At 67.9% G+C, this 20,850-nt stretch carries 27 protein-coding genes; 6 read left to right on the top strand and 21 right to left on the bottom strand.

Going from position 1 to position 20,850, the window contains the following annotated elements:
- Nucleotides 1-2 precede the first annotated feature (2 nt).
- The 11 genes from ACSQ19_RS03365 to ACSQ19_RS03315 form a co-directional block, all read right to left on the bottom strand.
- A complete protein-coding gene (locus ACSQ19_RS03365) occupies nucleotides 3-272 on the bottom strand; it encodes an HPr family phosphocarrier protein (RefSeq protein ID WP_436000012.1) in 270 nt (89 codons plus the stop codon).
- Complete coding sequence (locus tag ACSQ19_RS03360) at nucleotides 265-657, bottom strand: PTS sugar transporter subunit IIA (RefSeq protein ID WP_436000010.1); 393 nt, start codon at nucleotides 655-657, stop codon at nucleotides 265-267. Before ACSQ19_RS03360 ends, ACSQ19_RS03365 begins: the two co-directional genes overlap by 8 nt.
- 174 nt (nucleotides 658-831) lie before the next feature.
- Complete coding sequence (gene rapZ / locus ACSQ19_RS03355) at nucleotides 832-1,752, bottom strand: RNase adapter RapZ (protein WP_296278405.1); 921 nt, start codon at nucleotides 1,750-1,752, stop codon at nucleotides 832-834.
- Nucleotides 1,749-2,699 carry an HPr(Ser) kinase/phosphatase gene (gene hprK / locus ACSQ19_RS03350; RefSeq protein ID WP_296278563.1) on the bottom strand — a complete coding sequence of 317 codons (951 nt, stop codon included), beginning with the start codon at nucleotides 2,697-2,699 and terminating at the stop codon, nucleotides 1,749-1,751. Before hprK ends, rapZ begins: the two co-directional genes overlap by 4 nt.
- A 206-nt stretch (nucleotides 2,700-2,905) precedes the next feature.
- Nucleotides 2,906-3,226, bottom strand: coding sequence for a ribosome hibernation-promoting factor, HPF/YfiA family (gene hpf, locus ACSQ19_RS03345; protein WP_296278404.1), 321 nt, complete (start codon nucleotides 3,224-3,226; stop codon nucleotides 2,906-2,908).
- Between the two features lie 258 nt (nucleotides 3,227-3,484).
- The gene (locus ACSQ19_RS03340) at nucleotides 3,485-4,921 is read right to left on the bottom strand and encodes an RNA polymerase factor sigma-54 (RefSeq protein WP_436000007.1); all 1,437 of its coding nucleotides are present in this window, start codon (nucleotides 4,919-4,921) and stop codon (nucleotides 3,485-3,487) included.
- A 46-nt stretch (nucleotides 4,922-4,967) separates the two neighbouring features.
- A complete protein-coding gene (gene lptB / locus ACSQ19_RS03335) occupies nucleotides 4,968-5,687 on the bottom strand; it encodes an LPS export ABC transporter ATP-binding protein (RefSeq protein ID WP_436000005.1) in 720 nt (239 codons plus the stop codon).
- Complete coding sequence (lptA, locus tag ACSQ19_RS03330; RefSeq protein WP_296278402.1) at nucleotides 5,687-6,196, bottom strand: lipopolysaccharide transport periplasmic protein LptA; 510 nt, start codon at nucleotides 6,194-6,196, stop codon at nucleotides 5,687-5,689. Before lptA ends, lptB begins: the two co-directional genes overlap by 1 nt.
- Complete coding sequence (gene lptC / locus ACSQ19_RS03325) at nucleotides 6,174-6,737, bottom strand: LPS export ABC transporter periplasmic protein LptC (protein WP_436000002.1); 564 nt, start codon at nucleotides 6,735-6,737, stop codon at nucleotides 6,174-6,176. The genes lptA and lptC overlap by 23 nt, the downstream gene beginning before the upstream one ends.
- The gene (locus ACSQ19_RS03320; RefSeq protein WP_436000000.1) at nucleotides 6,734-7,279 is read right to left on the bottom strand and encodes a KdsC family phosphatase; all 546 of its coding nucleotides are present in this window, start codon (nucleotides 7,277-7,279) and stop codon (nucleotides 6,734-6,736) included. Before ACSQ19_RS03320 ends, lptC begins: the two co-directional genes overlap by 4 nt.
- Before the next feature lie 46 nt (nucleotides 7,280-7,325).
- The gene (locus tag ACSQ19_RS03315; protein WP_435999998.1) at nucleotides 7,326-8,330 is read right to left on the bottom strand and encodes a KpsF/GutQ family sugar-phosphate isomerase; all 1,005 of its coding nucleotides are present in this window, start codon (nucleotides 8,328-8,330) and stop codon (nucleotides 7,326-7,328) included.
- 53 nt (nucleotides 8,331-8,383) lie between these two features.
- On the opposite strand from ACSQ19_RS03315, the gene ACSQ19_RS03310 reads away from it, so the two are divergent.
- The 3 genes from ACSQ19_RS03310 to ACSQ19_RS03300 all read left to right on the top strand — a co-directional run bounded on the left by ACSQ19_RS03310 (nucleotide 8,384) and on the right by ACSQ19_RS03300 (nucleotide 10,290).
- Nucleotides 8,384-8,623 (top strand): BolA family protein, encoded by a 240-nt coding sequence (locus tag ACSQ19_RS03310; RefSeq protein ID WP_296278398.1) that lies wholly within the window; start codon nucleotides 8,384-8,386, stop codon nucleotides 8,621-8,623.
- Nucleotides 8,624-8,686: 63 nt separating this feature from the next.
- On the top strand, nucleotides 8,687-9,958 hold the full coding sequence (gene murA, locus ACSQ19_RS03305) for a UDP-N-acetylglucosamine 1-carboxyvinyltransferase (protein ID WP_435999996.1): 1,272 nt from the start codon (nucleotides 8,687-8,689) through the stop codon (nucleotides 9,956-9,958).
- Nucleotides 9,955-10,290 (top strand): EF-hand domain-containing protein, encoded by a 336-nt coding sequence (locus ACSQ19_RS03300; protein ID WP_435999994.1) that lies wholly within the window; start codon nucleotides 9,955-9,957, stop codon nucleotides 10,288-10,290. Before murA ends, ACSQ19_RS03300 begins: the two co-directional genes overlap by 4 nt.
- A 51-nt stretch (nucleotides 10,291-10,341) precedes the next feature.
- Here the strand turns inward: ACSQ19_RS03300 and ACSQ19_RS03295 are convergent, their stop codons facing one another.
- The 5 genes from ACSQ19_RS03295 to purM are packed head-to-tail and all read right to left on the bottom strand — an operon-like array spanning nucleotide 10,342 to nucleotide 14,059.
- Complete coding sequence (locus ACSQ19_RS03295) at nucleotides 10,342-11,031, bottom strand: DUF3108 domain-containing protein (RefSeq protein WP_435999992.1); 690 nt, start codon at nucleotides 11,029-11,031, stop codon at nucleotides 10,342-10,344.
- A 2-nt stretch (nucleotides 11,032-11,033) separates the two neighbouring features.
- Nucleotides 11,034-11,711, bottom strand: a complete 678-nt coding sequence (locus ACSQ19_RS03290; protein WP_436001078.1) for a DUF3108 domain-containing protein — start codon at nucleotides 11,709-11,711, stop codon at nucleotides 11,034-11,036.
- A gap of 53 nt (nucleotides 11,712-11,764) precedes the next feature.
- Nucleotides 11,765-12,418, bottom strand: a complete 654-nt coding sequence (purN, locus tag ACSQ19_RS03285) for a phosphoribosylglycinamide formyltransferase (protein WP_435999990.1) — start codon at nucleotides 12,416-12,418, stop codon at nucleotides 11,765-11,767.
- Nucleotides 12,415-13,035: a DUF2238 domain-containing protein gene (locus ACSQ19_RS03280; RefSeq protein ID WP_435999988.1), complete on the bottom strand. Its 621-nt coding sequence runs from the start codon at nucleotides 13,033-13,035 to the stop codon at nucleotides 12,415-12,417. Before ACSQ19_RS03280 ends, purN begins: the two co-directional genes overlap by 4 nt.
- 7 nt (nucleotides 13,036-13,042) lie before the next feature.
- On the bottom strand, nucleotides 13,043-14,059 hold the full coding sequence (purM, locus tag ACSQ19_RS03275) for a phosphoribosylformylglycinamidine cyclo-ligase (protein WP_436001076.1): 1,017 nt from the start codon (nucleotides 14,057-14,059) through the stop codon (nucleotides 13,043-13,045).
- A 170-nt stretch (nucleotides 14,060-14,229) separates the two neighbouring features.
- Between purM and ACSQ19_RS03270 the strand changes: the two genes are divergently transcribed.
- The 3 genes from ACSQ19_RS03270 to hda are packed head-to-tail and all read left to right on the top strand — an operon-like array spanning nucleotide 14,230 to nucleotide 17,224.
- Nucleotides 14,230-15,315, top strand: coding sequence for a DUF2066 domain-containing protein (locus ACSQ19_RS03270; protein WP_435999986.1), 1,086 nt, complete (start codon nucleotides 14,230-14,232; stop codon nucleotides 15,313-15,315).
- Between the two features lie 14 nt (nucleotides 15,316-15,329).
- Complete coding sequence (locus ACSQ19_RS03265; RefSeq protein WP_299346124.1) at nucleotides 15,330-16,493, top strand: AI-2E family transporter; 1,164 nt, start codon at nucleotides 15,330-15,332, stop codon at nucleotides 16,491-16,493.
- Nucleotides 16,490-17,224, top strand: a complete 735-nt coding sequence (hda, locus tag ACSQ19_RS03260) for a DnaA regulatory inactivator Hda (protein ID WP_299346126.1) — start codon at nucleotides 16,490-16,492, stop codon at nucleotides 17,222-17,224. The genes ACSQ19_RS03265 and hda overlap by 4 nt, the downstream gene beginning before the upstream one ends.
- Before the next feature lies 1 nt (nucleotide 17,225).
- Here hda and ACSQ19_RS03255 read toward each other — a convergent pair whose 3' ends face one another.
- Genes ACSQ19_RS03255 through ACSQ19_RS03235 form a run of 5 tightly spaced genes read right to left on the bottom strand, consistent with a single transcriptional unit; the run spans nucleotide 17,226 to nucleotide 20,795 of the window.
- Nucleotides 17,226-18,101 carry a hypothetical protein gene (locus ACSQ19_RS03255; RefSeq protein ID WP_435999983.1) on the bottom strand — a complete coding sequence of 292 codons (876 nt, stop codon included), beginning with the start codon at nucleotides 18,099-18,101 and terminating at the stop codon, nucleotides 17,226-17,228.
- A gap of 10 nt (nucleotides 18,102-18,111) precedes the next feature.
- Nucleotides 18,112-18,495, bottom strand: a complete 384-nt coding sequence (locus tag ACSQ19_RS03250; protein WP_435999981.1) for a hypothetical protein — start codon at nucleotides 18,493-18,495, stop codon at nucleotides 18,112-18,114.
- Nucleotides 18,485-19,033 (bottom strand): RNA polymerase sigma factor, encoded by a 549-nt coding sequence (locus tag ACSQ19_RS03245; protein WP_435999979.1) that lies wholly within the window; start codon nucleotides 19,031-19,033, stop codon nucleotides 18,485-18,487. The genes ACSQ19_RS03250 and ACSQ19_RS03245 overlap by 11 nt, the downstream gene beginning before the upstream one ends.
- Nucleotides 19,034-19,074: 41 nt before the next feature.
- Entirely contained in the window at nucleotides 19,075-19,782 is a 708-nt protein-coding gene (gene murU / locus ACSQ19_RS03240) for an N-acetylmuramate alpha-1-phosphate uridylyltransferase MurU (RefSeq protein ID WP_435999977.1), read from the bottom strand.
- Nucleotides 19,779-20,795: an aminoglycoside phosphotransferase family protein gene (locus tag ACSQ19_RS03235; RefSeq protein WP_435999975.1), complete on the bottom strand. Its 1,017-nt coding sequence runs from the start codon at nucleotides 20,793-20,795 to the stop codon at nucleotides 19,779-19,781. The genes murU and ACSQ19_RS03235 overlap by 4 nt, the downstream gene beginning before the upstream one ends.
- Nucleotides 20,796-20,850 lie beyond the last annotated feature (55 nt).

The following is a 20,850-nucleotide window of genomic DNA, read 5'->3' as shown; positions in this document are numbered from 1 at the left end:
GGTCAGCCTTCCTCGTCGAATCGTCGCTCGAACAGCGAGACGACTTCCCGCATCGCGGCGGCCTCGTCCTCGCCCTCGATGCGCACGGTGACCGGCGTGCCCTGGCCGGCGGCGAGCAGCATGACGCCCATGATGCTCTTCGCGTTCACCTCCCGGCCCTTGGCCGCCAGCGTCGCGTTGCAGCGGAAGCCGGACAGCGTCTGCACCAGCTTGGCGGTCGCGCGCGCATGCAGGCCGAGGCGGTTGGAAATGGTGAGTTCTTGTTCAAGCATCGTCGTGAATGACTCCATTGCGTGCGCCGGCCGCGGCCGTGGCCGGCAGTTCGTCCAATCCCTGTTCCGAATAGTTCATCACCCGCAGCAGCATCGGCAGGCTGAGCGCCGACACACGGCGCACCGGGGTGCCCAGACGGGCGAGCTTGCCCGCCAGGTTGCTGGGGCTGGCCCCGTACAGGTCGGTCAGCACCAGCACACCCTCGCCGCCGTCGACGCGCCGCAGTGCGGCCGACGCCTGCGGGAGCAGGGCCTCCAGGTCCGCGTCGAACGGCACCTCGAAGGCCTCCGCCTTCAGGGGCAGTTGCCGCAGCAGCGCAGTGGCGACCGTCAGGATCGACACGCCCACGCCAGGATGAGTCACAAGGAGAATGCCACAGGCCATGCAGGAACGTTAACAGACGGGCATGACAGGCTGGAAGCGGCGCGGATGGAACGGTAAGGGTCCCAGCTATCCGTGGATCGGTCACGTAGAGCGGAGCTTGCTCCGCTGCCTTTCTGTCCGGGGCTCAGGACAGCGTCAGCCAGCCGAGCAAGCTCGGCGCTACGGAATCCGGGGTCAATCCAGTTCGCGGTGGAAGGTCGCGACTTCTTCCCAGCCCTGCTCGCGGGCGTGCCGGGCCAGGGTTTCCGCCAGATAGACCGAGCGATGCTTGCCCCCCGTGCACCCGAACGCGATGGTCACGTAACTGCGCGTCTCGCCCCGCAGCCGGGGCAGCCAGGTGTCGAGGAAGCCGCTGACCTGGCCGACGTATTCGGCCACTTCCGGCTGCGCGTCCAGGAATGCCCGCACCTTCGGGTCGCGGCCGGCATAGGGCCGCAGTTCCGGATTCCAGTGCGGGTTCGGCAGTACGCGCGCATCGAAGACGAAGTCCGCGTCCGCCGGCACGCCGCGCTTGTAGGCGAAGGATTCGAACAGCAGCGAGAGCTGCGTGCCCTTGTTGAAGGCGAACTCGGCGATGATCCGGCGACGCAACTGGTGAACGTTGAGCTGGCCGGTATCGATGACCACGTCCGCTTCGTCGCGCAGCGGCTGGATGATGGCGCGTTCCTGGCGGATCGCTTCCTGCAGCGACAGGCCGCCGTGGCCGAGGGGATGGCGGCGGCGGGTGTCGGAGTAGCGACGCAGCAGTACGTCGTCGTCGGCGTCGAAGAAGACCAGCCGGCCTTCCAGCCCAAGCTGCGCCAGGGCCGCGCGCCACTGCGCCAGCTTCGACAGGTCGCTATGCCGGCTGCGAACGTCGATGCCTACGGCGATCTTGGGCGGCAGTTCGTCCTCGCGCACCAGGCTGCGCACGAACGACGGCAGCAGGTCGACCGGCAGGTTGTCGACGCAGTAGTAGTCGAGGTCCTCGAAGGTCTTCAGCGCGACCGACTTGCCCGAGCCGGACAGCCCGCTGACGATCACCACCGTCGGCGCCACCGGCGTCGCGGCGCCGGTGTCGTCGTGCAGGTCGGAGGCCGGTTCGAACTGCGTCATGGCGTGCTGCGCTCGAGCAGGTTGCTGTGCCGGGCGATGAACATCGCGGCCGGGTCGATGCCCTTGGTGCGCAGGATGTGCAGGCGCGTGGCGGCTTCGGTCAGCACGGCCAGGTTGCGGCCCGGCATCACGGGCAGGGTGATCAGCGGCACGTCGAGGTCCAGCACGTGGCGGGTGCCGGAGTCGCCGGTCAGCCGCTCGTAACCGTGCGGGTTGGGTTCGGTCATCGGGCGTGTCAGGTGCACGATCAGGCGCAGGTACTTGTTCTTCTTCACGGCGGTGTCGCCGAACATCTCGCGCACGTTGAGCACGCCCAGGCCGCGCACTTCCAGCAGGTCCTGCAGCAGTTCGGGGCAGGTGCCGTCCAGCACGTCCGGCGCGATCTGGGTGAACTCCGGCGCGTCGTCGGCGACCAGGCGGTGGCCGCGGCTCAACAGTTCCAGCGCCAGTTCGCTCTTGCCCGACCCCGCCTCGCCCGTGATGAGTACGCCGATCGAGTAAATCTCCATGAAGACACCATGCAGCGTGACACGCGGCGCCAGCGTGCGTGCGAGGTGGTAGGAGAGGTGGTTGAGCAGTTCGTGCCCGCGCTTGGGCGAGCCCCACAGCGGCGTGTCGTTCTCGTTGGCGGCTTCGCGCAGGTCTTCGGGACAGGACTGGCTCTTGCTGATGACCAGCGCCAGCGGCTTGGCCTGCACGATCTTCTCGATCGTTTCCCAGCGCTGACGGGAGTCGAGCGAATCGAGCCAGGTCAGCTCCTCGGTGCCGAGGATCTGGACCTTGTTGGGATAGACGGCATTGAGATAACCCGCCAGGGAGGGACGCCGCGAGACGGTGTCGCCGGATTCGAGCACGCGCTTTTCGCCCTTCTGCCCCGCGAGCCAGCGCAGCGCCAGCTTGTCTTTCTGCTGGTCGAACAGTTCACGGGCGGTGATGCTGGTATTCATCATGCGGAGGCAGCCGGCGGGAAGGGAACGCCGCTCCGGCGCTGCGCAGGCAGCGCGACATGCGTCGATACCGACCGCTCCGGTAGTGGCATGGGGAGTGTAAAGGCCGGAGCGTGGGCATGCGACCGCAGGCCGCGACGTCGAGAATGGATGGAGGACAAGACGGAACCGCTCCGCATGGCGGAGCGACTCCGTCGGGGACGGGATCAGCCGATCAGTTCGCCGCGCGCGCCGTGGCGCTGGACGTCGGTGCGCTTTTCCTTGTGCTTGACCAGCAGGCGGTCGAGCTTGTCGGCGAGGATGTCGATGGCGGCGTACATGTCCGGCGCGCCGGCATCGGCGTGCAGCCGGCGGCCGGCAACGTTGACCGTGGCTTCGGCCAGGTAATCGGGTTTACGGGTGCCCAGTTGCGTACGGACTTCGCAGGGTTGCTCGAAGTGGCGTTCCAACCGCCTCAGCTTGGTTTCGACGTATTCGCGCAGGGCGGGAGTGACTTCGATTTCATGGCCGTAAGTCTCGATACGCATGTATGCCTCCTTCAGGTCGGTAGAACCGCGCGTGTGGCGCGGAGCGTGTCAGGAATGACAACGCGGCAGGGTCTGGGGTTCCGTGGATGCTCCTGTGCCGGTGGCGATGGCGGGCGACGCCTGCACGACAAAGATGGACCCGTCCGCGGCAACTATCAACCGTTGCGGGTTTCTTTTTCGAGTCCCAGTGCGGCGTGTTAGGAAACCGTTTTTCGCGGGTGGAACGCGATCACGGAATCGGCGCCGGGTCGGCGTGGTTCAGGCGATGCGCACGCGTTCGTGCGAGGACAGGATGTTGAGCGCCTCGCGGTACTTGGCCACCGTCCTGCGGGCGACCGGAATGCCGGACGCTTTCAGCAGGTCGGCCAGCTTCGCGTCGGACAGCGGCTTGCGCGGATTCTCGGCGTCGACCAGCCGCCTGATCATCGCCTGGATCGCCGTGCTCGACGCTTCGCCGCCGCCGTCCGTGTCGATGCCGGAGGCGAAGAAGGCGCGCATCGGCAGCGTGCCGCGCGGGGTGCGGACATACTTGCGGGCGATCGCGCGCGACACCGTGGATTCGTGCAGGCCGACTTCGTCGGCCACGTCGCGCAAGGTCAGCGGGCGAAGGGCCTGTTCCCCGAATTCGAGGAAGCCGGCCTGCTGGTGGAGCAGGCACCGCATCACCTTCAGCAGCGTGTCGCCGCGGGCCTCGACGCTCTTGAGCAGCCAGCGCGCTTCCTGCAACTGGGCCTTGAGGTATCCGGCGTCGCTGTCGCCGCACTGCCGGATCATCTGTTCGTACCCGCGATGGATGGTGATGCGCGGCAGCGTGTTGCCGGACAGGGCGGCGCGCCAGACGCCGCGTTGGCGCCACACCACGCAGTCGGGAACCACGTAGGTGTCGTGCGACAGCTCGCCCACTTGCGCGCCGGGTTTGGGATCAAGGGTGCGGAGCAGGTGCACGGCTTCCTCGACCTCGGCGACCGGCCGCTTGAGCTCCTGCGCGATGCCCGCCACGCCGCTGCGGGGCAGGCGCTCGAGCGCGGTATCGGCGATCCGCAGCGCCAACGCCTTGCCGGGCGTGTCGTCGCTCAGGACCGCCAACTGGAGGTGCAGGCATTCGCCCAGGGTGCGCGCGGCGACGCCGACGGGATCGAAGCGCTGAATCTGTCGCAACACCACCAGCACCTCGTCCTCGTCGGCCTCGATGTCGGGGCGCAGCGCCTGCACGATGCCGGACAGCGGCTCCCGCAGGTAGCCGTCGTCCTCGAGCGCATCGATCAGGGTCGCGCCGATGCGACGGTCGCGAAGGGAAAGATGCGAGAGGTGCAGCTGCCACAGCAGGTGGTCATGCAGCGAGTCGGCCTCCGCGACGCGTTCGGCCGGGCTGCCGTCCTCATCGTCGTCGAACGAGCCGCCGCTGCCGGACGTCGTCCAGGGGCCTTCGTCCGGCGACCAGTCGTCGCGGTCCTCGGCGGTCTCGCGTGCGGCTTCGGGCGCCGGTTCGGCGGGTGGCTGGTCGTCGTCGTTGCCGCGGAGCTGCGCGGGTTCTTCTTCCGGCTCGCTCCAGTCGAGCAGCGGGTTGGTCTCCACCGCTTCGGTCAGTTCGATCTCGAGCTCGACGGTGGACATCTGCAGCAGCCGGATGGCCTGACGCAACTGCGGCGTCATGACCAGCTGTTGTCCCAGCGATGTCTGCAGGCGTGGCTTCATTCCCGACCTTGGAAACCCGTGAGGCGGCCCACGGCCGCCGACGGGATCACAGGCGGAAGGTTTCGCCCAGATAGACCCGGCGTACGTCCGGATTGGCCAGCAATGCGTCCGGGGCCCCCTGCGCCAGAACGCTACCGGCATTGAGGATATACGCCCGGTCGCAGATTCCCAAGGTTTCGCGCACGTTGTGGTCGGTGATGAGCACGCCGATACCGCGGTCCTTCAGGTGTTTGACGATGCGCTGGATCTCGCCGACCGAGATGGGGTCGACGCCGGCGAAGGGTTCGTCCAGCAGCATCAGGCGCGGGCGGGCGGCAAGGGCGCGGGCGATTTCCACGCGACGGCGCTCGCCGCCGGAGAGGCTCGCGCCCAACTGGTCGGCCACGTGGGTGACCTGCAGTTCGTCGAGCAGCGAGGCCAGTTCTCGCTCGATGCTGGCGCCGTCGAGGTCTTCGCGCAGTTCCAGCACCAGCCGGATGTTGTCGGCCACGCTGAGCTTGCGGAACACCGAGGGTTCCTGCGGCAGGTAGCCGACGCCGAGCTTGGCGCGCTGGTACATTGGCTGGGCGGTGATGTCCTGGCCGTCCAGCTCGATGCTGCCGGCATCGGCGGCCACGAGGCCGACGATCATGTAGAAGCAGGTGGTCTTGCCGGCGCCATTCGGACCCAGCAGGCCGACGACTTCGCCCGGCTGCAGGGTCAGGCCGAAGTCGGCGACGACTTCGCGCTGCTTGTAGCGCTTGCGCAGGCCCTTGGCGGTGAGCATCAGTTCTTGCCCTGCGCGGGCGCAGCGGACTTAGGCTGGATCACGGTGCGCACGCGGGTACCGTCGCCGCCGCTCTGCATGTTGCCGCTCTTGGTGTTGTACACCATGCGCTGGCCGCTGTTGGATCCGCGCTCCGACTTGACCGTGTAGTTGCCGATGAACGTGATGGTCTCGGTCTTCATGTCGTACTCGACGCGATCAGCCTGTGCGTCCATCCACGTGCCGTCGTCCATCTGCTGCTTCATCTTCACCTGCTTGCCGGTGAAGACCGATCGCGATACCTCGCCGTCGGCCATGTAGATCTCGGCAGCGGCCGAGCGGATCTCCAGCGTGCCCTGGGTCACTACCACGCCGCCGCCCAGCACGGTCTTGCCGCTGCCTTCCATGTTGCCGCTCTGGCTGCCGGAGTCGATGGTCATGGCCTGGTTGCGGTCGCTGGCCTTGGCCATGGCGCCCGCGGCGGGCAGCAGGAGCAGCAGCGCAGCGCTAGCGAGCAGAACGCGGTTCATAGATCGATCTCACCTGGGATTTGAATGTGTATTCCTTGGTCTTGAGATTGGTCTCAAAACCGCGCCCGCTCAGTCTAGAGCCAGGCTGGACCACCGTCACCACGTCCTCGGTCTGGGCCAGGTCGCGGTCGGGGAAGACATTGAGCGTGTCGGTACGGAATTCGGCCGGACGCGCACCGCCCTCGGGTGACGTACCGTGCACGTCACCCTTCAGGCGCAGTTCTTCGCCCTTCGCGCTGAGCCAGCCGGTCTTCGACCGCAGCTCCCACGAGCGACCGTCCTCTTCGGGCAGCAGGAAAAGCGGCGTGGTGATGGTGTAGGTCTGGTCCTGCGGGTTGCGCGCCATCTCCGGCGCGCGCACGGCGACGGCCTCCTTGCCCTCGCCGTTGAGCGCGATCATCTCGAAGTCGCGCATCACGTAGTCCGAACGGTCCGCGACCACACGGTTGGGCGGGGGCACATCGCGGTTCTTCCAGGCGGACCAGCCGCTCACGATGGCGGCGACCAGCAACACCAGGCCCAGCGCGACCCGCCAGCTCATGCCGTGCCTCCCTCGAACGAAGGCGCATGGCCCTGCGTGCCCAGCAGCAGGTCGCAGGCTTCGCGCGCGGCGCCCTGGCCACCCGCGCGGCGGGTACGCCAGTGCGCATGCTGGGCGGTCCACGGATGTGCGTCGGCGGGTGCGATGGCCAGTCCGACGGCACGGAACGGGGGCACATCCGGCAGGTCGTCACCCATGAAGGCGACCTGGTCCAGGCCGATGCCGAGGCCGGCGCCCAATTCGCGGACGGTGGCGAGCTTGTCCTTGATCCCGGTGAACACCTGCACACCCAACTCGCGGCCACGCGCCACGGCGACGGTACCGCCGCGAGCCGTGATGAAGGCGACCTCGATCCCCGCGCGCTTCAGCAGCACGAGACCCTGGCCATCCTGCACATGGAAGGCCTTCTGTTCGCGGCCCTCGCTGTCGAGGAACAGTCGGCCGTCGGTGAGGGTGCCATCCACATCGAAGCACGCCAGGCGGATGCGCGCGGCGCGGGCCAGCACGTCATCGGTCAGGTCATGGAGGTGGCGGAGGGGCATGGGCAGGCGGAGGAATCGTGGGAGGAAAAGCGTGCAACCTTGTGGTTTACACCACGCGGGCACGCAACAGGTCGTGAATGTTGAGTGCGCCGACCGGACGCAGCGCCTCGTCCACGACGATGAGACCGCTGATCTTGTGGGTTTCCATCAGGCGTGCCGCCTCCACCGCCAGCTGGTCCGCACCGATGGTCTTGGGCGCGCGCGTCATCAGGTCGGCGATGCGCGCGCTGCGGACGTCCAGCGCCGGATTGTCCAGTGTGCGGCGCAGGTCGCCGTCGGTGAACAGTCCGGCCAGGCGACCGTCCGCGTCGACCACGGCCGTCATGCCCAGGCGCTTGCGGCTCATTTCCATCAAGGCGTCGCTCAGCGTCGCACCCACATCCACGAGGGGAACATCCTCGCCCGCATGCATCACGTCGGTGATGTGCAGCAGCAGGCGGCGGCCCAGGCTGCCGGCGGGATGGGAACGGGCGAAGTCGTCGGCAGTGAAGCCCCGCGCGTCCAGCAATGCGACGGCCAATGCATCGCCCATCGCCAGCGACGCGGTGGTGCTGCTGGTCGGGGCCAGATCAAGCGGGCAGGCCTCGGCCGGCACGCTCACGTCCAGGTGGACATCGCTTTCCCGCGCCAGCGTGGACTGGGGCCGGCCGGTCATGCCGATGACCAGATTGCCCTGACGCTTGAGCACGGGCAGCAGCATCAACACTTCGTCCGATTCCCCGGAATACGACAGTGCCAGCACCACGTCGGCATCGGTGATCATGCCCAGGTCGCCATGCCCGGCCTCACCCGGGTGCACGTAGAACGCCGGCGTGCCGGTCGATGCCAGGGTCGCGGCGATCTTGCGGGCCACGTGCCCCGACTTGCCCATGCCGGTGCACACCACCCGGCCATGGCCGGCCAGGATGGCCTGGCAAGCGGACGAGAAAGCGCCGTCGATGCGGGCCGCCAATGCGTCCAGCGCCCTGGCCTCGATCTCGACCACGCGACGCCCGCTCGCCGCCAGGCTGGCAGCGGAAACGGACGGGGTCGGGGGCAGCGGCTGGGACATGCGGACGGGGCGCCGGCGGGTAGAATGGCCGGGTATTTTATTAGGAAAGCCCGTTGGACGCCGAAACCATCCGTAAACTGATCGAATCCGGCCTGCCCGGTGCCCGTGCCGACGTACAGGGCGACGATGGCGTCCATTTCGAGGCGACCGTGGTGGCCGACGCCTTCCGCGGCAAGCTGCCGCTGGCGCGGCACCGCATGGTCTACGCCACCCTCGGCGACCTGATGGGCGGTGCGATCCATGCCTTGCAGCTCAGGACCGTAACGCCCGATGAGGCTGGTGCCGCCCGCTGACGCGAACCCGCCGGCGATCCCGGCGATCCCGATTCCCACCCGCAGTTTCCTTTCCGGATTTCCATGCAGAAGATCATCGTCACCGGTGGCAACACGCTCAACGGCGAAGTCACCATCTCCGGCGCCAAGAACGCCGTGCTCCCCATCCTGTGCGCGACGCTGCTGGCGGATGCGCCGGTGGAGATCACCAACGTGCCGCACCTGCACGACGTGGTGACCACCATCAAGCTGCTGGGCGAACTGGGTGCCGGCATCACCATCGACGAGGGCACGCTGGCGAAGGGGCGTGGCATCACCGTCGATCCCACCACGGTCAGCCGCTTCGTCGCACCGTATGAGTTGGTGAAGACCATGCGCGCGTCGATCCTCGTGCTCGGCCCGCTGGTCGCGCGCCACGGTGCCGCGGTCGTGTCGCTGCCGGGAGGTTGCGCGATCGGCTCGCGCCCGGTCGACCAGCACATCAAGGGTCTGCAGGCGCTGGGTGCCGAGATCACCGTCGAGAACGGCTACATCAAGGCGCGTGCGGCGCGCCTGAAGGGTGCCCGCTTCGTGTTCGACATGGTCACCGTGACCGGCACCGAGAACGTCATGGCCGCCGCCACCCTGGCCGAAGGCACCACGGTGCTGGAAAACGCAGCGATGGAGCCGGAAGTCACCGACCTTGCCGAATGCCTCAATGCGCTGGGCGCGAAGATCGAGGGCGCGGGGACGTCGCGCATCACCATCCACGGCGTCGAGCGCCTCGGCGGCGGGCGCCACTCGGTAGTACCGGACCGCATCGAGACGGGTACCTTCCTGGTCGCGGCGGCGATGACCGGCGGCAGGGTCACTGCGCGCAATGCGCGTCCCGACACGCTCGAAGCCGTGCTCGACAAGCTGACCGAAGCCGGTGCGAAGATCGACACGACCGCCGACAGCATCACCCTCGACATGCAGGGCAAGCGACCGAAGGCGGTCGATCTGACCACCGCGCCGTACCCGGCCTTCCCTACCGACATGCAGGCGCAGTTCATGGCGCTGAACTGCGTGGCCGATGGCGTGGGCGTGATCAACGAGACGATCTTCGAAAACCGCTTCATGCACGTCAACGAACTCCTGCGCCTGGGCGCCGACATCCGCGTGGAAGGCCATACCGCCATCGTGCGTGGCGTGCAGCAGCTCGGCGGCGCGCCCGTGATGGCCACCGACCTGCGCGCGTCGGCGTCGCTGATCCTGGCCGGCCTGGTCGCCGGGGGAGAAACCACCATCGACCGCATCTATCACCTCGACCGCGGCTACGAGAACATCGAGGAGAAGCTCGGTGGCTTGGGCGCGAAGATCAGGCGCGTGTCGTGAGCCGGCCCGATCCCTCGTTGTCGGGCATCCGGCCGCGCTTCCCGCTGCGCCGGAAGATCCTGCTGGGCATCGTGGTGGGGTCGCTCGCGCTGGTCGCCGGGTTGCACTACACCGGATCCGCCGCGACGCACGGCATCACCACGCGCGACATGGACTGGAACGCTGACGGCACGGTCACGCAGGGCGAAATCGCGCAGGCGATCTTCTCGGTCGTGGTGGAGCAGAAGCAGGATGGCAACCGCCAGTGCAACACCTTCGCCTGGCGCAGTGGCGCCGGCACGATCCGGATGGACTGCAAGACCGTGTTCCAGGCCGACGCAGCAACCAAGTAATGAAAAAAGCCCGGCAACGCCGGGCTTTCTTGTTCTCGGCAACGTGCTGCGTCAGCGCCAGGACTTCAGCGTCAGGTCGATCGTGTCCTGCCCGTTCTCGCGCTGCAGGATGCGTGCCGGCACCGGAGCGTCGGCGACCACCCAGACGATGGTCTGCTTGTCCCCATCGGTGCGAACGACCTTCGTCGCGTCCTGCGGCTTGCCCCCGATGGTGATCCGCTCCTTGCCCGCGATCTGGTAGTTCATCGGCTTGGCGCGGCCGTTTTCCACCATGCGGTAGGTCAACGGCTTGCCGGCGGCGACGTCGCGCACGATGGCCAGGTTGACCAGCAGCGCATCCATGTCGCCGGCGACCAGTTTCACCGGACCGGCGCGATCGGGCTTCACGTCACCGTTCCAGGTAGCCTGCGCTTTCCCCCAGTCGTAGACCGTGTTGACGTTCTTCTTCTTGATGAGCAGGCGCGAACTGTCGCTGCTGCTCAAGGGACGCATGCGGCCCTCCTGCACGTCGAAGACGGTCTTCTGGCTCAGGTCGACGGCTTGGTTGCGCACGGTCAACGCGTACTGCCAGCGGTTGCCCGGCTGCGGCGTCACCGACATCTGTCCTTCGCCCACCATGCCCAGCGCGCTGGCGCTGTATTGCGCGGTGAACGCCTCGACGGCCCAGGCGGGCGCGCTGGCGCCGGCCAGCAACATGGCGGCCAACAGGGCGCGCGGATACGGGAGTGAATTCTTCGTCATGTTCACGGTGCTCCTTGGTATTCGACCAGGCGGAGATCCACGCCGTCCTGTCCGTTTTCCCGCTGCAGGATGCGCACGGGGGTGGGCACGCCATCGGCGACCCAGAAAATCGTTTCGTCATCGCCGCCGTTGGCCCGGCTGACGCGCAGGGCGCTGTAGCTGAGGTCTTCGACGGTCACGTTTTCCGGCTCGGGCGACACCACGTACTGGTAGTCGCGGATGCGGCCATTGTCCACGACCCGGTAATCGAGTTGCCTGCCGGGAGCAGCATCGCGGATCACCGCGAGGTTCATCAGCAGCGCGCTCACGTCGCCCGGCTGCAACGGCAACGGCGCGCGCCGGCTCTTCTTGATGTCACCCTGCCACTGCGCGGTTCTGGCGTTCCAATCGTAGGTGCCCACCATTTTCTTGCCCATGAGCAACGCATGGCGGACGGTGGCCTGGCTGAGGGGGCGGAACTGGCCACCAGCGGTATCGAAGACGGTGCTCTGTTCGATGTTCAGTCCCGCCAGACGCGCGAACCCGCGCGTCCCTTTCACGTTCAGGTCGATCTCCCACTGGCTACCCGCCTTGGGTACCACCTTCATGCTCGCGCTGCCGGCCAGCTTGCCCTCGTTGTAGGCCTGGTAGCTGGCCACGAACGGCTCCAGCGCCAGCGCGGGGGCAGCGGCGCCGGCCATTGCCAGGCCGAACAGCAGAGGGCGGAGGGAGCGGAACATCGGAAGAGCGAGGCTCAGGGCAGCAAACGGTCGGCTGAATCTAGGGACAGGGCATTTAATAGCGGCTGACCGTGACAGAGCGTGATGTCGCCCTGTTCAGCCAGTGCGCCTGCGGCCGCTAGCCGCAGTACCGCCACCAGCAAGGCGTGTTCGCGGGGGAGCAGGCGCGCTGCCAGTGTCTCCGGCGTATCGCCTTCCAGGATCGGTACCTTCGCCTGGGCGATGACGGCGCCGGCATCCAGTTCAGGAATGACGAAGTGGACGCTGGCACCGTGCTCCGGGTCGCCCGCTTCGATCGCGCGGGCATGGGTGTGCAGGCCCCGGTACTTGGGCAGCAGCGACGGGTGGATGTTCAGCAGGCGCCCACGGAAGCGGGCGATGAAGGCGTCGCCCAGGATGCGCATGTAGCCCGCGCACACGACCCAGTCCGGCTGGCTCGCGCCGACGGCCTCCGCCAGGGCGGTTTCATACGCCGGGCGATGCGGGAAGGACGCGGGACGCGCGCTCCAGCGGCGATCGCGGGGTACCTGCCGCAGGGCGGGGGCGTTCGGCTTGTCTGAGAACACGCCCACGACCTCGGCATCCAGGGAGCCGGCATCGATGGCTTGCAGGATCGCGCGCAGGTTGCTGCCGCGACCCGACGCCAGGACGGCAATGCGTGTGGTCACGCCGGCGCTCCCTTGCGTTCCGCGGAGGCCAGCGGCCAGACGACCAGGGCGCCGAGCGTCGCCAGCAGCATGTCTGCGTGCGCATCCCACACGTCGCCCTGCTGGCCGTTGTAGGACTCGGCCGCTTCGGGGGACATCGTCAGCGCGATGCCCCACTCCAGCCACTCGTACGCCAGGCTGGTGCACATGATCAGCATCACCGCCAGGCCAAAGGCCTGTCCGACCGACAACCGCGGCCACCGCTGGCGCAGCCAGTGCCATGCGGCCGGGGTGAAGCAGACGCCGTACATCAGGTGGATGAAGCGGTCGAAGTGGTTGCGTTGCAAGCCGAAGGCGTCCGCGGGCGACCAGCCGAGCGCGGACTGCATCCAGGCGTCGTAGGGCACGTACGAATACAGCCAGCGCGCGCCGATGCAGTGGGCGACGATGAAGGCGCAGATCAGCGCGAAGTGCGAAGGCCGCAGCGGCCAGCGCCGGTCATGCCGCCACAGCCACGCCAGGCCGAGCACGGTGAGGCTGCTGTGCATCGCCTGTTCGACCGGCCAGCGCGGTGCGATCCAACTGGCGGCGAACACCGCCAGTGTCAGCCCGAAGGCGATCGCCTTGTTACGCGGCATGCCGCGCTCAACCGATGTGGACGCGTTCGCCGCTGCCGGCAGCGACGACTTCGCCGATCTGCCAGTGGGTCAACTGCAAGCGGGCGAGGTCGGCCTGTACCGCGGACAGCTGGTCCGGTGCGACCACCAGCACGAAGCCGATGCCGCAGTTGAAGGTGCGCCACATTTCGCTGTTCTCGACCGCGCCCTCGCGCTGCAGCCAGTCGAACACGGGCGGCAGCGCCCAGGCGCTGGCATCGATCTCCAGGCCCAGCCCCTCGGGAACCACGCGGATGATGTTCTCGGTCAGGCCGCCGCCCGTGATGTGCGCCATGCCGTGCAGGTCGTGCGCCTGCAGCAGTTCAAGGATCGGCTTCACATAGAGGGTCGTGGGCGCCATCAATGCGTCCGCGAGTTTCACGCCGCCGACGTCGATGTCGGCCGGGCGGCCCGCGCGGTCGTAGATGCGACGGACCAGCGAGTAGCCGTTGGAATGGGGGCCGCTGGAGGCGATGCCGACCAGCACATCGCCGTCACGCACCTTGGCGCCATCCAACAGTCGCGATTTCTCCACCGCCGCCACGCAGAAGCCGGCCAGGTCGTATTCGCCCGGGCCGTACATGTCGGGCATTTCGGCGGTCTCGCCCCCGATCAGTGCGCAACCGGACAGTTCGCAGCCGCGGGCGATACCGCCGACCACGGCCACCGTGGTGTCGACATCCAGCTTGCCGGTGGCGAAGTAGTCGAGGAAGAACAGCGGCTCGGCGCCCTGCACCAGTACGTCGTTCACGCACATGGCGACCAGGTCGATGCCGATGGTGTCGTGGCGACCCAGTTGCTGGGCCAGCTTCAGCTTGGTGCCCACGCCATCGGTGCCCGAGACCAGCACCGGCTCGCGATACTTGCCCGACAGGTCGAACAGCGCGCCGAAGCCGCCCAGGCCGCCCATCACCTCCGGCCGGAAGGTGCGCTTCACCAGCGGCTTGATGCGCTCGACCAGCTCGTTGCCGGCGTCGATGTCGACACCCGCGTCGCGATAGGTCATCGGGGTGGGGCTGGAAGGCGTCGGCTGGGTCACGGGTCGTCGTCGGTGGGGCAAGAGGCGTGATTTTAAAGGAATCGGTGCGTCGAGCGGCCGTCCTGAACGGGTGCCGTTGGCGGTACAGGGTCATTCGGGCAACAATCCACCGGGTCTGTAGAGCTCAAGGACGCTCGATGCGCCGGATCCCAGGTATCGCACTCGCCACGGCATTGCTGCTGGCGGCACTGACCACGACGCCCCCCGTGCAGGCGCAGTCCGGCCTGCGCACGGAAGGCGACGCGGTCTCCGCACGCGGGCTGTACCAGGCGGAGGTGCCGGTCAACGGGCAGGGCGAGGCGGAGCGCCAGGGCGGCTTCGCGCGCGCGCTGGGCAACGTGCTGGGCAAGCTGTCGGGCGACCGTGGCGCGATGTCGCGCCCGGGCGTGGGCGCCGAACTGCGCAACGCCAAGGATTACGTGGAGGGGTATGACTACCGCCAGGACCAGGGCACGTCGGCCACCGGTGCGCCCACCTTCCGCACGACGCTGGTGGTGCGTTTCGATGCCGACCAGGTCAACGGTCTGGCCGGCGCGCTGGGCCTGCCCGTGTGGCCGCAGCCCCGTCCCAAGCCGGTGGTGTGGCTGGCGATCAACGATGGCAGCGGGCCGCGCCTGGTCGGGCTGCCGCAGTCCAATGCCGCGCGACCGCTGCTGAACCGCGCCATCGAGCGGGGGTATGGCCTCGGCCTGCCGGCGGGCGGCGCGGCGGAGCAGGCGCTGGTCGGTGCCATCTGGCGCCAGGATACCGCTGCCGTGGCGCGTGCCTCGGCCCGCTACAGCCCGCCGATGCAGCTGATCGGCAAGCTCTACCGCAACGCCAAGGGCGGCTGGACGGCGGACTGGGTGTTCGTCGACGCCGGCAAGGTGCTGGCGAAGTGGTCGGTGACCGATGCCGATGCGCGCCGCGCGATGGCCTCCGGTGCCGACGGTACGGCCGACGCGCTGGTCAAGCGCTATGGCAAGCGCGGCAGTGCGGGTCCGGCCGGTACCTACCGCGTGCTGTTCACCGGCATCCGCAACACCGATGACTACCTGCGCCTGACCGGTCACCTGCAGAAGATGGCCGTGGTCCGCCGCATCACGCCCGTGCGCGCAAGTGGCGACGTGCTGGAATTCGACCTGGAGCTGGTCTCCGGCCTGGCCGGCTTCCGGCGCACCATGGGCGACGACGCTCCGTTCACCGGTGGCGAAGGCGAGCCGCCGGCCTACCAGATGCGCTGACACAAGGACGCTGCATGGACCTCTCTTCAACGCCTGCCGGCACGCTGGCCCGTCGCTGGCAATGGTTGCTGATCGCGCTGATCGTGGGTTGGCTGATCTGGCTGCTGGCACCGGTGCTCACGCCCTTCGTGTGCGCCGCGCTGCTCGGCTGGCTGGGCGATCCGTGGGTGGACCGGCTGGAGCGCTCGGGACGTTCGCGCACCACGGCGGTGGTGCTGGTGTTCACCCTGATGACGCTGCTGCTGGTGCTGGCGCTGGTGATCCTGGTACCGATGATCGAGCGGCAGGTGGTGACCGTCATCGAATCGATGCCGGCGTACCGGGACTGGTTCGTGCAGACCGCATTGCCGTGGGTCGAGCGTCGAACCGGGCTGGAACTGGTCGCCTGGCTCGACCCGGACCGGCTGACGGACTGGGTCCGCGGCCACTGGCAGCAGGCGGGCGGCGTCGCAGCGACGATGTTCGGGTACTTCTCGCGCTCCGGTTTCGCGGTGATGGCGTGGATCGCCAACCTGGTACTGCTGCCGATCCTGACGTTCTACTTCCTGCGCGACTGGGACCTGCTGGTCGAGCGCATCGCCGCGCTGGTGCCACGCGACCACATCGCGACGGTGACGCGCCTGGCGCTGGAATCCAACGAGGTACTGGGCGCGTTCCTGCGCGGCCAGTTCCTGGTGATGCTGGCGCTGGGTGCGATCTATGCGCTCGGGCTGTCGGTGGTCGGCCTGAAGGTGGGCCTGCTGGTCGGCATCATCGCCGGACTGATCAGCTTCGTGCCCTACCTGGGCACGGCCACGGGCATCGTGCTGGGCGTGATCGCCGCGCTGGTGCAGTCCGGCGGCGACTGGTCGCTGGTGGCAATGGTGATGGGCGTGTTCGTGGTCGGCCAGATGCTGGAAGGCTACGTACTGACGCCACGCATCGTCGGCGACCGGATCGGCCTGCATCCGGTGGCGGTCATCTTCGCCATCATGGCCGGCGGCCAGCTGTTCGGTTTTCTCGGCATGCTGCTTGCCTTGCCGGTCGCGGCGATCGCGAACGTCCTGCTGCGCTTCGCGCACGAGCGCTACACGCAGAGTCGCCTGTATGCGGGCGATCGCCCTTCCATCGTGCTCGATTCGTATATCGACAAGGGCAGCGTGGAACAGGCGCCGGTGCGCGACATCGAGCTGCCGTGAGCAGCGGAACGCAGGCGACCGGCCTCGGCCCGCAGTTGCCGCTGGCACTGCGTTATCCGCCCGACCAGCGCTTCGAGAGTTTCATCGCTCCGCCCGAGGGCGCGGTGTCGGCACTGCAGGCGCTGGCGGCCGAACCGGACGCCGACTGGGTCTACCTGTCCGGCGCGACGAGGACGGGGAAGACCCACCTCGCGCTTGCGGCCTGTGCCGCGGCGGAGCAGCAACGCCGACGTGCCGCCTACCTGCCGATGGCGGCCGCCTCAGGTCGCCTGCGCGATGCGCTGGACGCGCTGGAAGGGCATGACGTGGTCGCGCTGGATGGCGTGGATGCGATCGCGGGTACGCGGGAGGACGAAGTGGCGCTGTTCGACTTCCACAACCGCGCCCGGACGTCCGGCCTCAACGTGCTGTACACCGCGCGCGGCATTCCGGACGAGATCGGCCTGGTCCTGCCGGACCTGCGCTCCCGCCTGCAGCAGTGCCTGCGCGTCGCGCTGCACCCGCTCGACGACGACGGCCGTCGCGACGTACTGCGCGATCGTGCGCAACGGCGCGGGCTGGTCGTGGAGGATGCCGCGCTGGACTGGCTGCTCACCCATACCGACCGCGACCTGGGTGCGCTCGTCGCCCTGCTGGACCGCCTGGACCGCGCATCCCTCGCCGCGCAGCGACGGGTCACCGTGCCTTTCCTCCGGCAGGCGCTGGGTCACGGTCACACGGCGGCTCCTTGAGTCACGGGCAGCGTTCCGCGACTTCCTCCCACACCACCGGCTCCCAGTAGGCATTGTCGCGCAGGCTCTGGACATCCAGTTTGTCGCGCAGGAGGCGTGCGCCGATGCGGTAGCTGGTATTCGGCTTGATGTCGATGACCAGTGGCTTGTACGCCCTGGCCATGGCGAAACGCTTCATCTTGGCGATCTGCACCAACTGCGAAGGGCTCAGGCGATTCGTGTCTATCAACTCCTGCACGACCAGGACATGGCGCCCCGCCGCCAGCTGATGGCGGTTGGTCGACTGCAGAGGCGTACTGCGCCCGTCGATGGTGGTGATTTCGGCGCGGAAGATATTGCGTGTCTTTGGGACGGTTCCGGCCCGTACGGTGACGAATCCGCACGCACCCTTGGCATCGGGACCGATTTCCAGCCGGTAGGCCGGCACCGCAACGACGTCTGCATCGCCCTGCAGCGTCTGTGTCGCGGTGCCACGCATCACCGCTGCGGTGATGCGACCCTGGCCGCTTTGCATCGCCTGCTCCAACAGCGGCGCTGGCGCTGCCGTCCCATCGAGCCGCACGCCGTTCAAAGCGACCAGCCGGTCTCCCACCTTCATGCCGATACGGGTCGCAGCGCCTTCCGGCGTCACGGCCAGGATGGGCAATCCAGCGCCTCGCGACGACCGCACGTCGACGACCGCGCCCAACTCGTACCGGACCTGCGCAGGCTTCTGGATGACCTGGGGACGGCCAGCGTCCTTGAGCTCGCCGCGCTCCGACATCTGGAGCAGCGCGGCATCCAGTTCACGGGTCGATTGCGCTTGGCTGTCCGCCGCGGCGCAGACGGTCACGACAACGGCAAGCACAGAGCGAAGGGATTTACGAAGGGCGTCCATAACGATGGCCTCATATTTCGACGGGTCGGGGAATGTCGGTGTCGGCACCCTGGCGTGCCAGTGCTTCGCGCTGCTGCCACAGCCTTTTCAGCTCCTGGTCACTGGCGCCGCGCTCGTACGCGCGCTGCAACTCGCGGTCTAGGGTACGCAAGGGGTGTTCGCGCAACGGCGCGCGCGGCGCGCCGGCCATGATGTCCGGGGCGGTTGCAATGCGGTCGTGGAGAAGAGGCAGGGAGATGACGGCCATCGCCGCCGCCATCACCGAGGTCGCGAGCAGCTGCCTGCGCCGCGTACGCTGGCGCACGCGTGCCCGCTCGATTCTTGGCCATAACTCAGGCGGCAGGGCAGGCTCAGGCAACTCGGCGAAGTGGGTGCGCAGTAATTCAACTTTCATGGGTAGATGCCTCTTCCTTTTCCAGGTCGGCACGCAGTCGCGCGAGTGCGCGAGAGAGCAGCGACTTGGACCAACTGGTGGTATGCCCGAAGCGGCGGCCCAGGTCCTCGTGCGACCAGCCTTCCATTTCATGCAGCCACACGACAGTACGTTCGGTAGCGCTGAGGCGTCGCAGCAGGCCGTCGGCCTCCGCGAGATCGGACGGGTGGCCCGCCGCGTGGAGCCGGGTCTCGACGGCGTCGTCCTGTACCAGCCGTCCGGTGCGTCGCAGGTGATCGATGGCTGCGTTCGCGGCGACGCGCTTGAGCCAGGGCCGTAAGGGCTCGCCGTCGCGGAAGCCTCCGAGGAACTGCACCATGCGGAGAAAAGTGTCCTGCGTGATGTCCTCTGCGGTCGCGGTATTGCCCGTCACGCGATAGGCAAGTGTATGGACTGCGCTGGCGTGCCGGTGATACAGCGTGGCGAAGGCGGACGCATCCCCCCGGCGGGCCTTCCTGACCAAGGTCGGTTCGTCTTCCGGGGTGACGGGGGAGTCCATGTAGGCGATACGTGCCGGAACCGCCTATCGTCGCAACATGGTCAACGCGCGGCGAGCTCGTGGTTCAGTTCGGCGAGCCGTTGCGGCGTGCCGACGTCGGTCCATCGTCCCTGCAGCCGCTCACCCGTGACGCATGCCGACACCATGCCGGCATGGAGCAGGGGCAACAGCGGGAATCGTGGTTTTCCACTGGGCGTCTCGCGGATCTGCGCAGCGGCATGCTGCCGCCAGTCATCCAGCAAGGCGGGGCGATAGATCCCCAGGCCGGCGTACGTCAACCGGTGCCCGCCGTCGCGGTGCAGGTGACCCGCATCGTCGAGGGCAAAGTCGCCGCGCGGCGCGAAGGCGGGCGGATCCACCATCACCAGATGCGCAAGCCCCGAGGGCTCCCGTGGCAAGCGAGCGAAGTCGAAATCCGTCCAGATGTCGCCGTTCACCAGCAGGAAGGGCGCCTCGCCGAGCAACGGCCGTGCGTTGAGCATGCCGCCACCCGTTTCGAGCGGCGTGTCGCCCTCGTGGAGGTAGTGAAGACGCATCCCCCAGCGTGCACCATCACCCAGCACCGCCGGGAAGCGATCGGCCAGCCAGCTGGTGTTGACCACCACGTCCTGCACGCCGATGGCGGCCAGCTTCTCAAGGTGCCAGACGATCAGCGGCTTGCCGCAAGCCTCGATCAATGGCTTGGGCGTGTGGTCGGTCAGCGGGCGCATGCGCTCGCCGAGTCCCGCTGCGAACACCAGCGCCTTCATGCGATTTCACCGCGCGCGTGCAGCACGGGTTTGATGCGCGTGTCGAGCAGCGCCTGCAGTCCCGCCAGTTCCGGATAACGGGGCAGCACCTCGTCCAGATAGCGGATGAAGCGCGGTACATCGGGCAGGTAGCGGGTCTTCCCGTCGCGATAGTGCAGTCGGGAGAAGATGCCGAGGATCTTCAGGTGCCGCTGGATGCCCATCCAGTCGGCGTCGCGCAGGAACACCTTGAGCTCCGGTACCGGCAATCCGGCGCGCGTGGCGCGCGCGTGGTAGCGCGCGAGCCAGCCGTCGACGCGCTCGATCGGCCAGCTCAGGAACGCATCCTTGAACAGGCTCATCGCGTCGTAGGCAACAGGGCCGCGCACGCAATCCTGGAAGTCGATCACCGCCGGACCCGGCGTCACGGGCATCAGATTACGCGGCATGAAGTCGCGGTGGGTGAGTACACGTGCCTGCGCCAGCGCGTTGTCCATCAGCCGGCGCTGGGACAGCTCCAACCCGTCGATCTCGCCGCAGTCCAGCGTCAGCCCGAGATGGCGACGCAGGAACCATTCGTCGAACAACCCGGCATCGCGCTGCAGCAGCGCTTCACCGAACTCGCCCATGCCCTCCGGCGGCGTGATGGCCTGCAGGCGCAGCAGCTGTTCGATGGCCGCATCGAACCAGGTATCCGCGTTGTCGTCGCTGATCACGTGCGCCAGCGTCGGACCGCCGAGGTCCTCGAGCAGCAGGAAACCGAGTTCCGTGTCGACGGCCAGCACCTCGGGGACGCGCACATCGCCGGAGGCCAGCAGCTCGCGCATCGCCAACCAGGGCCGCACGTCCTCCAGGCCGGGCGGGGAATCCATCACGATCCGTCCCGGTCCATCGCCCAGGCTGCGCCAATAGCTGCGGTAGCCCGCGTCCATGGAAGCGCGTTCGAGTTGCGCATACGGGTCGCCGAGCGCGCCGCGCGCCCAGTCCAGGCGCTGGGCGCCACGCCCCGAGGGGTCCTGAATCGTTGGGTTCATGCAGTCGCGGCCACGCAGAGGCGATAAGGGCTACAGGGTAAACTGGCGCCCTACC

Source organism: Pseudoxanthomonas sp. LjRoot127 (assembly GCF_964253495.1).
Classification (GTDB): Bacteria; Pseudomonadota; Gammaproteobacteria; order Xanthomonadales; family Xanthomonadaceae; genus Pseudoxanthomonas_A.
This window is presented reverse-complemented; position numbering and strand designations above follow the sequence as displayed.

What these genes read in the sequence shown, in the direction of transcription:
- murA (WP_435999996.1), top strand. Translation starts at nt 8,687, where the DNA reads ATGCAGAAGATCATCGTCACCGGTGGCAACACGCTCAACGGCGAAGTC.
- lptA (WP_296278402.1), bottom strand. Translation starts at nt 6,196, where the DNA reads ATGAACCGCGTTCTGCTCGCTAGCGCTGCGCTGCTGCTCCTGCTGCCC.
- hprK (WP_296278563.1), bottom strand. Translation starts at nt 2,699, where the DNA reads ATGAATACCAGCATCACCGCCCGTGAACTGTTCGACCAGCAGAAAGAC.
- ACSQ19_RS03290 (WP_436001078.1), bottom strand. Translation starts at nt 11,711, where the DNA reads ATGGCCGGCGCCGCTGCCCCCGCGCTGGCGCTGGAGCCGTTCGTGGCC.
- ACSQ19_RS03245 (WP_435999979.1), bottom strand. Translation starts at nt 19,033, where the DNA reads ATGGACTCCCCCGTCACCCCGGAAGACGAACCGACCTTGGTCAGGAAG.
- purM (WP_436001076.1), bottom strand. Translation starts at nt 14,059, where the DNA reads ATGACCTATCGCGACGCGGGTGTCGACATCGACGCCGGCAACGAGCTG.
- ACSQ19_RS03315 (WP_435999998.1), bottom strand. Translation starts at nt 8,330, where the DNA reads ATGTCCCAGCCGCTGCCCCCGACCCCGTCCGTTTCCGCTGCCAGCCTG.
- ACSQ19_RS03255 (WP_435999983.1), bottom strand. Translation starts at nt 18,101, where the DNA reads ATGGACGCCCTTCGTAAATCCCTTCGCTCTGTGCTTGCCGTTGTCGTG.
- ACSQ19_RS03235 (WP_435999975.1), bottom strand. Translation starts at nt 20,795, where the DNA reads ATGAACCCAACGATTCAGGACCCCTCGGGGCGTGGCGCCCAGCGCCTG.
- ACSQ19_RS03360 (WP_436000010.1), bottom strand. Translation starts at nt 657, where the DNA reads ATGGCCTGTGGCATTCTCCTTGTGACTCATCCTGGCGTGGGCGTGTCG.
- ACSQ19_RS03320 (WP_436000000.1), bottom strand. Translation starts at nt 7,279, where the DNA reads ATGCCCCTCCGCCACCTCCATGACCTGACCGATGACGTGCTGGCCCGC.
- ACSQ19_RS03265 (WP_299346124.1), top strand. Translation starts at nt 15,330, where the DNA reads ATGGACCTCTCTTCAACGCCTGCCGGCACGCTGGCCCGTCGCTGGCAA.
- ACSQ19_RS03340 (WP_436000007.1), bottom strand. Translation starts at nt 4,921, where the DNA reads ATGAAGCCACGCCTGCAGACATCGCTGGGACAACAGCTGGTCATGACG.
- murU (WP_435999977.1), bottom strand. Translation starts at nt 19,782, where the DNA reads ATGAAGGCGCTGGTGTTCGCAGCGGGACTCGGCGAGCGCATGCGCCCG.
- ACSQ19_RS03295 (WP_435999992.1), bottom strand. Translation starts at nt 11,031, where the DNA reads ATGACGAAGAATTCACTCCCGTATCCGCGCGCCCTGTTGGCCGCCATG.
- ACSQ19_RS03270 (WP_435999986.1), top strand. Translation starts at nt 14,230, where the DNA reads ATGCGCCGGATCCCAGGTATCGCACTCGCCACGGCATTGCTGCTGGCG.
- hpf (WP_296278404.1), bottom strand. Translation starts at nt 3,226, where the DNA reads ATGCGTATCGAGACTTACGGCCATGAAATCGAAGTCACTCCCGCCCTG.
- lptB (WP_436000005.1), bottom strand. Translation starts at nt 5,687, where the DNA reads ATGCTCACCGCCAAGGGCCTGCGCAAGCGCTACAAGCAGCGCGAAGTC.
- lptC (WP_436000002.1), bottom strand. Translation starts at nt 6,737, where the DNA reads ATGAGCTGGCGGGTCGCGCTGGGCCTGGTGTTGCTGGTCGCCGCCATC.
- ACSQ19_RS03250 (WP_435999981.1), bottom strand. Translation starts at nt 18,495, where the DNA reads ATGAAAGTTGAATTACTGCGCACCCACTTCGCCGAGTTGCCTGAGCCT.
- rapZ (WP_296278405.1), bottom strand. Translation starts at nt 1,752, where the DNA reads ATGACGCAGTTCGAACCGGCCTCCGACCTGCACGACGACACCGGCGCC.
- ACSQ19_RS03280 (WP_435999988.1), bottom strand. Translation starts at nt 13,035, where the DNA reads ATGCCGCGTAACAAGGCGATCGCCTTCGGGCTGACACTGGCGGTGTTC.
- ACSQ19_RS03365 (WP_436000012.1), bottom strand. Translation starts at nt 272, where the DNA reads ATGCTTGAACAAGAACTCACCATTTCCAACCGCCTCGGCCTGCATGCG.